The sequence below is a fragment of the Streptomyces cavernae genome, assembly GCF_004023625.1.
Classification (GTDB): domain Bacteria; phylum Actinomycetota; class Actinomycetes; order Streptomycetales; family Streptomycetaceae; genus Streptomyces; species Streptomyces cavernae.
On record NZ_ML137710.1, the window covers coordinates 99,476 to 111,903 of the forward strand.

General features: G+C 70.7%; 12 protein-coding genes and 1 pseudogene. 7 read left to right on the forward strand and 6 right to left on the reverse strand.

The window, feature by feature from the left end:
- Positions 1–27: 27 nt before the first annotated feature.
- From EF387_RS04025 to EF387_RS04035, 3 genes are read left to right on the forward strand one after another with little or no spacing between them, the layout of a single operon-like run.
- The gene (locus EF387_RS04025) at positions 28–933 is read left to right on the forward strand and encodes an SDR family oxidoreductase (protein ID WP_128375073.1); all 906 of its coding nucleotides are present in this window, start codon (positions 28–30) and stop codon (positions 931–933) included.
- A gap of 16 nt (positions 934–949) precedes the next feature.
- Positions 950–2,233 carry an acyl-CoA dehydrogenase family protein gene (locus tag EF387_RS04030; protein ID WP_128375074.1) on the forward strand — a complete coding sequence of 428 codons (1,284 nt, stop codon included), beginning with the start codon at positions 950–952 and terminating at the stop codon, positions 2,231–2,233.
- A 33-nt stretch (positions 2,234–2,266) separates the two neighbouring features.
- Positions 2,267–3,316, forward strand: a complete 1,050-nt coding sequence (locus EF387_RS04035; protein ID WP_128375075.1) for a Zn-dependent alcohol dehydrogenase — start codon at positions 2,267–2,269, stop codon at positions 3,314–3,316.
- Between the two features lie 36 nt (positions 3,317–3,352).
- On the opposite strand, the gene EF387_RS04040 is transcribed toward EF387_RS04035, so the two are convergent.
- Entirely contained in the window at positions 3,353–4,393 is a 1,041-nt protein-coding gene (locus EF387_RS04040) for a GlxA family transcriptional regulator (RefSeq protein ID WP_128375076.1), read from the reverse strand.
- Positions 4,394–4,464: 71 nt separating this feature from the next.
- Between EF387_RS04040 and EF387_RS04045 the strand changes: the two genes are divergently transcribed.
- A complete protein-coding gene (locus tag EF387_RS04045; RefSeq protein WP_128375077.1) occupies positions 4,465–5,814 on the forward strand; it encodes an MFS transporter in 1,350 nt (449 codons plus the stop codon).
- A gap of 19 nt (positions 5,815–5,833) precedes the next feature.
- Here EF387_RS04045 and EF387_RS04050 read toward each other — a convergent pair whose 3' ends face one another.
- The 3 genes from EF387_RS04050 to EF387_RS04060 form a co-directional block, all read right to left on the reverse strand.
- Positions 5,834–6,439 (reverse strand): flavin reductase family protein, encoded by a 606-nt coding sequence (locus tag EF387_RS04050; RefSeq protein WP_128375078.1) that lies wholly within the window; start codon positions 6,437–6,439, stop codon positions 5,834–5,836.
- Positions 6,440–6,595: 156 nt separating this feature from the next.
- Complete coding sequence (locus tag EF387_RS04055; RefSeq protein ID WP_128375079.1) at positions 6,596–7,420, reverse strand: enoyl-CoA hydratase/isomerase family protein; 825 nt, start codon at positions 7,418–7,420, stop codon at positions 6,596–6,598.
- Between the two features lie 72 nt (positions 7,421–7,492).
- The gene (locus tag EF387_RS04060; RefSeq protein ID WP_128375080.1) at positions 7,493–9,718 is read right to left on the reverse strand and encodes an acetate--CoA ligase family protein; all 2,226 of its coding nucleotides are present in this window, start codon (positions 9,716–9,718) and stop codon (positions 7,493–7,495) included.
- A 399-nt stretch (positions 9,719–10,117) separates the two neighbouring features.
- Between EF387_RS04060 and EF387_RS49930 the strand changes: the two are divergent.
- Together EF387_RS49930 and EF387_RS04065 are read left to right on the forward strand one after the other, a co-directional pair.
- A pseudogene (locus EF387_RS49930) lies at positions 10,118–10,255 on the forward strand (DUF6183 family protein); the annotation flags it as partial.
- Positions 10,256–10,342: 87 nt separating this feature from the next.
- On the forward strand, positions 10,343–10,537 hold the full coding sequence (locus tag EF387_RS04065; RefSeq protein WP_128375081.1) for a DUF397 domain-containing protein: 195 nt from the start codon (positions 10,343–10,345) through the stop codon (positions 10,535–10,537).
- Between the two features lie 33 nt (positions 10,538–10,570).
- Here the strand turns inward: EF387_RS04065 and EF387_RS04070 are convergent, their stop codons facing one another.
- The gene (locus EF387_RS04070; protein WP_128375082.1) at positions 10,571–10,795 is read right to left on the reverse strand and encodes a hypothetical protein; all 225 of its coding nucleotides are present in this window, start codon (positions 10,793–10,795) and stop codon (positions 10,571–10,573) included.
- Entirely contained in the window at positions 10,796–11,668 is an 873-nt protein-coding gene (locus EF387_RS04075; protein ID WP_128375083.1) for an aldo/keto reductase family oxidoreductase, read from the reverse strand.
- A 141-nt stretch (positions 11,669–11,809) separates the two neighbouring features.
- Here EF387_RS04075 and EF387_RS04080 point away from each other — a divergent pair, with 141 nt between their 5' ends.
- Complete coding sequence (locus tag EF387_RS04080) at positions 11,810–12,247, forward strand: winged helix-turn-helix transcriptional regulator (RefSeq protein WP_202918144.1); 438 nt, start codon at positions 11,810–11,812, stop codon at positions 12,245–12,247.
- The last annotated feature ends 181 nt before the right edge of the window (positions 12,248–12,428 follow it).

A 12,428-nucleotide genomic window follows, 5' to 3' on the forward strand; every position in this document is an offset into this window, starting at 1 on the left:
AGAGCACTCGGGTCGGAAGGGGCCGGTGTGGGGAACTTCTTGGCAGACAAGGTGATCGCGGTGACCGGAGCGGGCCGCGGGATCGGGCGGGCGGTGGCGCTGGCGGCGGCGGCCGAGGGCGCGAGTGTCGTCGTCAACGACTACGGGGTCTCGATCGAGGGCGCGGAGCCCACGAGCGACGTGGCGCTCGGCGTGGTCAAGGAGATCACCGAGGCCGGTGGCTCGGCGGTCGCCGTCGCCGACGACATCTCCACCATGTCCGGCGGACAGCGGGTCGTGGACACGGCGCTAGGCGAGTACGGACGCCTGGACGGGGTGGTGTGCGTCGCCGGGATCCTGCGCGAGCGGATGCTGTTCAACATGTCCGAGGAGGAGTGGGACCCGGTCCTCGCCACCCATCTCAAGGGCACCTTCACCGTCTTCCGCGCCGCCTCCGCGGTGATGCGGAAGCAGGGCTCCGGCACCCTCCTCGGCTTCACCAGCGGCAACCACCAGGGCTCCGTCGCCCAGGCCAACTACAGCGCGGCCAAGGGCGGCATCATCTCGCTGGTGCGCAGCGCGGCCCTCGGACTGCACAAGTACGGGGTGACGGCCAACGCGGTCGCCCCCGTGGCGCGCACCCGGATGTCGGCGAACGTGCCCATGGAACTGAAGGAGATCGGCGAACCCGAGGACGTGGCGGCCCTGGTGGTCTACCTGCTGAGCGACCGGGCCCGGGAGATCACCGGGCAGGTGTACACCATCGCCGGTCCGAAGATCGCGGTCTGGGCCCAGCCCCGCGAACTGCGCGCCGCGTACGCCGACGGCTCCTGGACCCCGGAGAAGATCGCGGACTTCCTGCCCGGGACGGTCGGCGTCGACCCCATGCCCATGCTCGCCCAGCTTCAGGCCATGGCACGGGCGGCGAAGGCGAAAGAGCGGCCCAACGCCTGACGTCCGGGAGGACACCGTGGAGTTCGGGTTCGGACCGGAGGACGAGGCGTTCCGCAGCGAGGCGCGGGAGTGGCTCGCCACGCACCTCGCCTCCTACCAGGAGGCCGTGGGCAGCGGCGGCCCCGGCAGTGAGCACCAAGCCGCGGCCGTCCGCCGGGGCTGGGAGCGGGAACTCGGACGCGGCGGCTGGATCGGCATCGGCTGGGACACGGCGGCCGCCGGGAACAGCGGGAGTACCGGGAGTACCGGGAGTACCGGGAGCACCGCGAGCACCGGGAACAGCGGGAACACGCCCGGCTACGGCAACCGGCGGGCCACGCTCACCCAACAGGTCGTCTGGGCCGAGGAGTACGCCCGCGCCCGTGCCCCCGGGCGCTGCGGCCACATCGGCGAGAACCTCCTCGCCCCCACCCTCATCGCCCACGGCTCGGACGAACAGCGGGCGCGCTTCCTGCCGGCCATCGCCCGCGGCGAGGAACTGTGGTGCCAGGGCTACAGCGAACCCGACGCGGGCTCCGACCTCGCGGGAGTGCGCACCACCGCCGGACGCGACGGCGCATCGCACCGCGTCACCGGACAGAAGATCTGGACCTCCCTGGCGCACGAGGCCGACTGGTGCTTCGTGCTCGCCCGCACGGAACCCGGCTCCCACCGCCACCGCGGACTGTCCTTCCTCCTCGTGCCGATGGACCAGCCCGGCCGTATCGAGGTGCGCCCCATCCGGCAGCTGACCGGGACCAGCGAGTTCAACGAGGTGTTCTTCGACGGCGCCGTCGCCCCCGAGGTGGTGGGCGGCGAGGGCAACGGCTGGCGGGTCGCGATGGCACTGCTCGGCTTCGAGCGGGGGGTGTCCACGCTGGCCCAGCAGATCGGGTTCGCCGAGGAACTGGGGCGCGTGGTGGACTTGGCCGTCTCCTCCGGGGCGGTCGACGACCCCGTCGTCCGCGAGCTGCTCGTACGCCAGTGGGCCGAGTTGCGCACCATGCGTTTCAACGCCCTGCGCACGCTGGGTGGTTCGGGCGCCGACCCGCACGCGGGCGGCGACCCGGGCGCCCCCAGCGTCGCCAAGCTGCTGTGGGGGCGCTGGCACCAGCGGCTGGGCGAGCTGGCCATACGGGTGCGGGGCGCGGCCGGCGCGGTCGGCGCGGCGGACTGGTCGCCGGACGCGCCGTACGAACTGGACGCGCTGCAACGCCTGTTCCTCTTCAGCCGGGCCGACACCATCTACGGCGGCTCGGACGAGATCCAGCGCACCATCATCGCCGAGCGGGTGCTCGGTCTGCCCAGGGGGCCCAGATGAGGGACCCGAGATGCCCGAGGTGAAGGAGCCCCGATGCGCGGTGTGATCTTCGACGGTACGCAGACCCGGGTCGTGGACGACCTGGAGGTACGGGACCCGGGGCCGGGCGAGGTACGGGTCGCGGTCACCGCGGCCGGGCTCTGCCACAGCGACCTCTCCGTGGTCGACGGGACGATCCCCTTTCCCGTGCCGGTGGTGCTGGGCCACGAGGGCGCGGGCGTGGTGGAGGCGGTGGGGGCGGGCGTCACCCATGTCGCGCCCGGCGACCACGTCTCGCTGTCCACGCTCGCCAACTGCGGGGCCTGCGCGGACTGCGACCGGGGGCGGCCGACGATGTGCCGCAAGGCGATCGGGATGCCGCAGCGGCCGTTCTCGCGGGGCGGCGAGCCGCTGTTCCAGTTCGCGTCCAACTCGGCCTTCGCGGAACGGACCGTGGTGAAGGCCGTACAGGCGGTACGGATCCCCGACGACGTCCCGCCGGAATCCGCCGCGCTGATCGGCTGCGGTGTCCTGACCGGCGTCGGCGCGGTGCTCAACCGGGCCCGGGTGGACCGAGGCGAGAGTGTCCTGGTGATCGGCACCGGCGGGATCGGCCTCAACGTTCTTCAGGGCGCGCGGATCGCCGGCGCGTCGACGATCGTCGCCGTGGACGCCAATCCGGCGAAGGAGAGCGTGGCCCGGCAGTTCGGTGCGACGCACTTCCTCACCTCCACCGACGGAGTGAAGGACATCCTGCCGACCGGCGCCGACCACGCCTTCGAGTGCGTGGGCCGGGTCGAACTGATCCGCCAGGCCATCGATCTGCTCGACCGCCACGGCCAGGCGATCCTCCTCGGCGTACCGCCCGCGACGGCGGAGGCGTCCTTCCGCGTCTCCTCGATGTACCTGGACAAGTCGATCCTCGGCTGCCGCTACGGCTCCGCGCGCCCGCAGCGGGACATCGCGCTGTACGCGGAGCTGTACCGGTCCGGACGACTGCTGCTCGACGAACTGGTGACGCAGACGTATGCGGTGGAGGACTTCACCAAGGCGGCGGAGGACGCCCGGGAGGGGCGGGTGGCGCGGGGGGTGCTGACGTTCTAGGGCGGTGCGGTGCGGGATGGCCGGGTGAGATCCCGGTCAGTCGCGGTTCAGGGCGGTCCCGTTCGGCTGGGCGGCTGTGGTGCCGGTCCGGAACGTGCGCCGGTACGCGGTCGGGGTGACGCCGAGCGCCGTCTGCAGGTGTTGCCGCATCGACTGGGCGGTGCCGAACCCGGCGTCCCGCGCCACCTGGTCGATCGACAGGTCGCTGGACTCCAGTAGGTGCCGGGCGCGTTCCACGCGCTGCTGGGTGAGCCACTGGCCGGGGCTGACGCCGACCTCCTCGCGGAACCGGCGCGTGAAGGTGCGTACGGACATGGCCTCCACCTCGGCCATGTCCCGCAGCTGGATCGACTCGTGCAGCCGGCCGAGGGCCCACGCGCGGGCGGCGGTCGTGGTCGCCTGCTGCGGCTCGGGCACCGGCCGCTGGATGTACTGCGCCTGACCGCCGTCCCGGTGGGGCGGTACGACGGTGCGGCGGGCCACGTCGTTGGCGACGGCGGTGCCGTGGTCGCGGCGCACGATGTGGATGCACAGGTCGATGCCGGCGGCGACACCGGCCGAGGTCAGGACGTCCCCGTCGTCGACGAACAGGACGTCCGCGTCGACCTTGATCCTGGGGAACAGCCGCTGGAAGTGCTCGGCGTGGGCCCAGTGCGTGGCGGCCGGGCGGCCGTCGAGGTGCCCGGCGGCGGCGAGGACGTAGCCGCCGGTGCAGATGGCGACGAGCCGGGTGCCGGGCCGGATGTGCGCGAGCGCGGCGGCCAGCTCGCCGGTGAGCACGCCCTCCTCGTACACCGGACCGAGCTCGTGCGAGGCGGGGACGACGACGGTGTCGGCGGTGGCCAGCGCCTCCGGACCGTTCTCGACGAGGATCGAGAAGTCGGCTTCCGCCTCGACGGGACCGGGTGGGCGGATGGAGCAGGTCACCACGTCGTACAGCGCACGGCCGTCGACCTGCGACCTGGCGCGGCCGAAGACGCGCTGGGGGATGCCGAGTTCGAAGGGGAGGAGACCGTCGAGGGCGAGGACGACGACGCGGTGCCGTCGGTCCGTGACTGGTTCGGGGGCCTGGCTCATGGCCCGATCCTAATGAATGCTGTCCCTCGGGCCACTCGATCGGGGATCTCTCAGGACAGAAGCTCTACGGCGTGACCCAGCCAACCGATGCGACCATGCCTGGGCCCGCCGCCGAAAAGTCCGGTGCCGACGGGCCACGACCCCTCCGAACCCGCCGCTCCCGGTTCCGCGCCCGCCGTCCCCACTGGGCCTGGTTCGTCGCCGCCGTCACCTTCGTGACGATCACCGGAGCCGCCGCCTTCCGTTCCCTCCCGGGGCTGCTCATCGACCCCCTGCACGAGGAGTTCCACTGGACGCGGGGAACGATCGGGCTCGCGGTCTCCGTCAACCTCGTGCTCTACGGACTCACGGCCCCCTTCGCCGCCGCGCTGATGGACCGGTTCGGGATCCGGCGGGTGGTCGCGGCGGCGCTGACCGTGATCGCGGTCGGCTCGGGTGCGACGGTGTGGATGACCGCGGCGTGGCAACTGCTGCTGTGTTGGGGGCTGTTGGTCGGTCTGGGGTCCGGCTCCATGGCGCTGGCGTTCGCGGCGACGGTCACCAACCGCTGGTTCGTCGAGCGGCGGGGCCTGGTCACCGGCATCCTGACCGCGGCGTCTGCCTCCGGCCAGTTGATCTTCCTGCCACTGCTGTCCTGGATCGTGCAGAACCACGACTGGCGCCCCGCCGCGGTGACGGTGGCCCTCGCGGCGCTCGCGGTCGTCCCCTTCGTATGGCTGCTGCTGCGGGACCATCCGGCGGACGTCGGGCTCAAGCCGTACGGGGCTGAGGAGTTCGTCGAGAAGCCCGCACCGACGCCGGGCGCCGCGACCCGCGCGGTCAGGGTCCTCCTCTCCGCGGTCCGCACCGGCCCCTTCTGGCTGCTCGCGGGTACCTTCGCGATCTGCGGCGCCTCCACCAACGGGCTGATCCAGACCCACTTCGTGCCCGCGGCGCACGACGAGCGGATGCCGATCACCGCGGCGGCCTCGCTGCTGGCCGTCATCGGGGTCTTCGACGTGGTCGGAACCATCGCCTCCGGCTGGTTCACGGACCGCTTCGACGCGCGCCGGCTGCTCGCGGTGTACTACGCGCTGCGTGGCGTCTCGCTGCTCTTCCTGCCGCTGCTCCTGTATCCGTCCGTGCGCCCCTCGATGCTGTTCTTCATCGTGTTCTACGGCCTCGACTGGGTCGCCACCGTGCCGCCCACCCTCGCCCTGTGCCGTGAGCAGTACGGTGACGACAGCGCGATCGTCTTCGGCTGGGTATTGGCGTCCCACCAGGTGGGCGCCGCGGTGGTGGCCTTCCTCGGCGGAGTGGCCCGGGACACCTTCGGGTCGTACGACGTCATGTGGTACGCCTCGGGGGCACTGTGCGCGGCGGCCGCGCTGATGGCGCTGGTGATCCGCAGGCGTCCGGTGGCACCCGCCGTGGCCGTGTGAGAGCGCCGACCTCGGGTGGTCAGATGAACCGGCCCTTGTGGAAGAGCAACGGGGTGTCGTCGCCGTCGGAAGTGCCCAGGGCGTGCACCCGCCCCACCACGATCAGATGGTCCCCGCCCGTGTGCACCGCGTGGATCGAGCAGTCGATCCACGCGGTGGCGCCGGCCAGGCGCGGGGCGGAGCTGTACGGGGCCTCGCCGTAGGAGACTCCCGAGAACTTGTCCGCGCCGCTCACCGCGAAGGCCCGGCAGAGCTTGCCCTGCCCGGCGCCCAGGACGTTGACGCAGAAGACGCCCGCGCGGGCGATCCGGGGCCAGGTGGTGGACGTACGGGCGACCATGAACACGACCAGCGGGGGGTCGAGGGAGAGCGAGGAGAAGGACTGGCAGGCGAAGCCGGCGGGGCCGTCGGCGGGGTCGGCCGCCGGTGCGGTCACCACGGTCACACCGGACGCGAAGTTGCCCAGGACGCGGCGGAACTCGGCCGCGTCGACGGGTGCGCGTTCGTCCTCGGCCACCGCGCGGAGGTCGGGGCGAGGCAGCACCTCGACCGGTTCCGCGGCGGTCGGGGCGCCGACCGACCTGAGGTAGCGGACGGCGGTGGCCGCCATTCCTGCGTGTCCCATCACACCTCCATTGAAGCTGACGGCTCGTCAGATTAGAAGCCTCACGACCTACTTGACGGCCCACATTCCGGCTTACGTGTCGGCCCTCGCGTCGGCTTGCTTGTCGGCCCTCATGTCGGCTTACGTGTTGGCCCTCATGTCGGCTTGCTTGTCGGTTCACTTCCCCTTGTATTCGGGACTCCGCCGCTCCACGAAACTCGTCACGCCCTCCCTGGCGTCCGCCGTCGTCATGTTGATCTCCTGCGCGGCGGCCTCGGCGGCGAACGCGGCGGTGCGGTCCCCGTCCAGGGACGCGTTCACCAACTGCTTGGTGAGGGCGAGGGTGCGCGTCGGGCCGGCCGCGAGACGCTCCGCCCAGGCGCGGGCCGTCTTTTCCAGCTCCCCTGCGGGCACGACCCGGTTGACCAGTCCGAGCCGCTCCGCGTCGGCCGCGCTCAGAGCGTCCCCGAAGAACATCAGCTCTTTCGCCCGCTGCGGGCCGACCAGCCGGGGCAGGAGGTAGGCGCCGCCGCCGTCCGGGACCAGGCCGCGGCGCACGAACACCTCGATGAACCTGGCCTCTTCCGCGGCGATGACGAGATCGCAGGCGAGGGCGAGGTGCGCGCCGATACCGGCGGCGGTGCCGTTCACCGCGGCGACGACCGGTTTCTCGCAGTCGAGCACGGCGGCCACGAGCCGCTGGGCGCCGAGGCGGATGGTGCGGGCCACGTCGCCGGCGACGCGTTCCGCCTGGACGGCCGTGCCACGCAGATCGGCGCCCGCGCAGAAGCCCCGCCCGGTCGCGGTGAGGACGACGGCCCGGACGGCGGGGTCGGCGGAGGCCTCGGAAAAAAGCTGGATGAGGCGTTCCCGCTGGTCAGGGGTGATGGCGTTGAGGGTTTCGGGCCGGTTGAGGGTGATCCACGAGACCGCGTTGTCAGTGGTGTGCAGTACCAATGAGTCCAGGGACTTTTCCGGTGATTCGCGGGGGGATTCTGACATGGGGGCATTCCCTTTCATGCAGGCTGTCGTGTCGCTTTTGCGGTGGTGTCGCCGTCAGTGCCGTCAGCGGCATCAGCGGCACACGGCCATCGCGTCCAGCGCCACGGCCCCCTGCCCCCGGGGCAGCACCATCAGCGGGTTGATGTCCAGTTCGGCGATCTGGTCCCCGAGCTCAAGCGCCATGCGCTGCACCCGCATGACGACCTCGATCAGGGCGTCGACGTCCACCGGCGGGCCCCCGCGCACACCGTCGAGCAGCGCCCTGCCGCGCAACTCCGAGAGCATCGCCAGCGCCTGGTCCTCGCCGAAGGGCGGCACGCGCACCGCCGCGTCCCGCAGCACCTCGACCAGCACACCGCCGAGACCCACGGTGACCGTCGGCCCGAACAGCTGGTCGTGCGTGACCCCGACGACCATCTCGACGCCCCGCTCGACCATCTGGCACACCAGCACGCCGTCCAGCGAGATGTCCTCGTAGCGTGCGATGTCGGTCAACTCCCGGTAGGCGTCGCGGACCTGGCTGGCGGAGGTCAGCCCCACCTTCACCAGACCCAGCTCGGTCTTGTGCGCGATCTGCGCCCCGGACGCCTTCATCACCACCGGGTAGCCGACCAGGCTCGCCGCGCGCACGGCCGCCGCCGCGCTGGTCACCAGCTGCTCGCGCGGTACGCGGATGCCGTACGCCCGCAGCAGTTGCTTCGCCGCGTGCTCGCTCAGCTGCCGCCCGGGCATCATCAGCGCCTGCGCCTTGCGGTAGGAGGGGGACGGGATGCGCGGTGCCTCGTCGAAGGGGGAGCGGTAGCCGCTGACGAAGTGGTGGTGGTCGAGGTAGGCGCGTACGGCCGTGATGCAGTTGGCGAAGGTGCGGAAGGTGGCCACCCGGGAGGAGCCGAGCAGCGTCTCGCGGTAGGCGGCCTCGGTGCCGACCGGAGAACCCCACACCACGCACACCAGCTTGTCCGTCTGCTCCGCCGCGTCCACGAGGTCCTGCGCGAGCTTGTCGCTCATGGGCGGGAACGGGCCGGTGATGGGGCAGATCAGCACGCCCACGGAAGGATCGTCGAGGATCGCGTCGATGATCTTCCGGCCACGCCAGTCGCCCACGGGATGCCCGCCGTTGTCGACGGGATTGGAGACGTTGAGGTACTCGGGTATCCACTCGTGCAGCTCGGCCTGCTTGGCGGCGGACAGCGTGGGCAGACGCAACCCGGCCTCCGTCGCCAGGTCCGCGAAGTGCGCGCCCGTGCCGCCCGAGATCGAATAGACGACCACACCGTCGGCACGCGGGGGCCGGGCGCGCGCCAGCAGAGTGGCGGTGTCCTGGAGCTCGTCGAGGCCGTCGACGCGGATCACGCCGAACTGCCGCATGGCCGCGTCCACCACCGTGTCCGCTCCGGTCAGCTTGCCGGTGTGTGAGGCGGCGGTACGGGCGCCGGTCTCGGTCCGCCCGACCTTGACGGCGACGACCGGCACCCCCCGCCGGGCGGCCCGGTCGGCGGCGAGCAGGAAGGAGCGCCCGTCCTTGAGCCCCTCGACGTAGGCGGCGATCGCCCCTACCTCGGGCTGTTCGGCGAAGTAGGAGATGAAGTCGGCGGTCTCGAGGTCGGCCTCGTTGCCGGTGGGCGCCCAGTGCGAGAGCCGTACGCCGAGCTCCTGGAGGGTGAAGACGGGCCGGCCCTGGTGGCCGGACTGGGTGATCAGGGCTATGGCCGGGCCGTCGAGGTCGTCACGGAAGCGCTCGAAGGCGTTGAGGTTGGTGTTCGGGCCGAGCAGCCGGACCCCGGAACGCTCGACGGCGGCGGCCAGCCGCTCCTGCGCGGCGGCGCCCTCGGCCCCGGTCTCGGCGAACCCGGATGCGAAGGCAACGGCGAACTTCACCTTCCCTTCGGAGAGTTCCGCGATCAGGGGAAGGGGGTCGCCGACCAACAGCACGGCCAGGTCGACCTGTTCCGGCAGGTCCGCGACGGAAGCGGAGCAGGGAATGCCGAAGACGGACTGACGGGTGGGGTGCACCGGGTGCAGCCGGGCGCCGACGCGTTCGGCCCAGCCGATCAACTGCCGCGTGATTCCGGTGTTCGGCCGGCCCTCGGTGTCCGAGGCGCCGATGACGGCCACGGACTCGGGACGGAAGAAGCGGTCGAGATCGGGTACGTCGGCGTACAGCGGACGCCCGCTGACGTCCAGGTCGTCGGTGGCGGCAGGCCTGCCGTGCACGACGGGCGATGGCTGCTCACCGCAGGCGATGACCCGGGCCCGGCGGGAGTCGGTGGTGAGGGTGCCGTGGGTTGATCCAAGCATCGGTCCGCCCGCTCCTGAGTTTACGGACAAGTAACTGACACAGTGTCAGATTACTGAACTGACGCTGTGTCAGGAACCGGTCTGCAGGCAAAGGAAGAGCGGCGAGTGCGAGGTTGGTACCCGCAGAGGGCATCACCGGAACCCTCGGTGGGGGAGTTGGTGGTGTGGTGACACGGGATCGGTCGGCAGAGCGCAGGTCACTCTGAATGTCCAAAACCCTCACCAGCGGAGGAACGGGGTAGCCGAACCGTTCTCCGAGCGCGGTGAAACGCGGCGTGGACGCTCTCGTTGATCTTCACGGAGCAGGCCTTGCCGGCGCGCAGGGGCAGCCGGCAGCCAAGGTCCGCGCAGACTTGAATGACGACCTGCTCCAGCGCCGCCGCAAGGCCCCGTAGTGTCATGGGGGCCGCGGTGCAGCACTGGTGCTCCGAGTCCAATGGGGTGGTAGCGGCACAGGAGTTCTGGTCGCCGGATCCGGTCACGCCGGACGACTTCCCGGCTGTCTTCGAGCGGCTGCCGCTGACTCCTTGGCCGGAGGACGAGTCCACGGCACGTGGCTCCCGCCCGGCAGCCGCTCACCATGCGGGAGTCCCTGGCCTTGATCGAGGACTTGCTGGGGGAACGATGAGCACAGCGGAACCCACACCGCTCAGCTGGTTCAAAAGCAGCTACAGCGGCAACGAAGGCGGCGAATGCCTCGAGCTGGCCGCAACCCCCGACACCGTCCATGTCCGCGACTCCAAGAACCCCGCCGGCGCCCGACTCGCCTTCCGGCGCGCGGAGTGGGTCGCGTTCGTGCGGTACGCCGCCGGACGCTGACCCGCTCCGGTTCGTCAAGGTGTCGCGGAGGTCCTAACGGGCCGTGCCGAAGTCCTGGGTCCAGTAGGAGCCGGGCTGGGCGAGGCCGATACGCCGCTGTGATCGAACCTTGCCTGCCCGCTCCCTCCCGGATGACAGAACCAGGGCCTGTGCGACGTCGTGTGCTGCCGCTGGGCGCGTGCGGGCCCGTACACCCAGCGGCAGCACGATCAGTCCGAGGGCCTGATCCGGCGGGTTCAGGGCAGGCGCGCCGGGCATTCAGCGGCTGATGTCGTCCAGCTCGGTCAAGTCCTCATGAGAGAGGATGAGTCCCGCGCCGGCGATGTTCTCGCGCAGGTGTGCCGTCGATGATGTGCCGGGGATGAGCAGGGTGTTCGGTGATCGCTGCAGCAGCCAGGCCAGTGCGACGGACATCGGTGTCGCCTCCCGTCGAGCGGCGACCGCCGAGAGCGCCGAGGACTGAAGCGGGGTAAAGCCCCCGAGGGGGAAGAAGGGCACGTACGCGACGCCGTCGGTGGCGAGCCGGTCGATGAGCTTGTCGTCGTGGCGGTGGGCGAGGTTGTACATGTTCTGCACGCACACGATCGGCGCGATGCTCTGTGCCTCGTTGACCTGCTCCGCGGTGGCGTTGCTGACCCCTAGGTGGCGGATCAGGCCCTGCTGCTGGAGTTCGACGAGCGTCTCGAACGCCTCGGCGAGCGAACCGGGCTGGGGACCTTCGGCGTTGCCGAGTCGGAGGTTGACCAGGTCGAGTACGTCGAGCTGGAGGGACTTGAGGTTGTCGTAAACCTGGCGGCGCAGATCTTCGGGTCGTCGGGCCGGAGGCCAGCCACCCTGTTCGTCGCGGATCGCGCCCACCTTGGTCACGATGTGCAGTGACTCGGCATAGGGGTGCAGTGCCTCGCGGATCAGCTCGTTGGTGACGCGCGGCCCGTAGGCGTCGCTGGTGTCGATGTGGGTGATACCGAGGTCGACCGCTTCACGCAGAACGGCCAGAGCACCCTCGCGATCAGCAGGCGGCCCCATGACCCACGGGCCGGCCAGTTGCATGGCGCCGTAGCCGAACCGGGTGACGGTCAGGTCACCCAGAGTCCAGGTGCCGCCGGGTAGAGAGGAGGGGGGTGTGCTCATCTTGTTGCCTTTCGTCGTGCACTTGAGGGGTGGCTCCTGCTGCGTCCGTGCATCAGCATTGGAGAGGAACTTCCTGTCGGGAAGTAGGCACTTTGGAGTGCGTAACCCACCCATCGGTGAGAGGTGCGATCAGTGACGACGATGAAGGCGGCCCAGCAGAGAGCTCAGACCAAGGTGGAGTACAACGCGTTCCTGGCAGCATGTCCCAGCCGGCAGTTGCTGGACCGAATCTCGGACAAGTGGGTCGTCCTGATCCTGTGTGCGCTGGGCGGCGACACCAGCCCTCGCCGGCCGGGTGCAGCACACGCGGACGCTCCGACGGCGATGCGTTACTCCGAGATTGCTCGTCTTCTGGCTGGGGTCAGCCAGAAGATGCTGACCCAGACGCTACGGTCGCTGGAGCGCGATGGTCTGCTCACCCGTACCGTGACGCCAACCGTCCCTGTCACCGTCTCCTACGAGCTGACCGACCTCGGTCTCTCGCTCCACGACATGACACGCGGGCTCAGAAGCTGGGCGCAGACGCACATGGCCGAGGTCCTCGCAAACCGCGAGAACTACGACGCTCGCACCTCCTGACGACTCACATCGTCGTCTGGGCCGGCAGAGAGGGCCACACATGAGCAGCCTTGAGACGCATTGAACCGTCCACGTCCCAAGAACCCCGCCCGCGCCCGACTCGCCTTCCGCCGCTCCGAGTGGGGCGCGGGAGGGCGGTTCGCCGCCCAACCCGGCCCCCGCCGGAGTGGCCGAAGAGCTC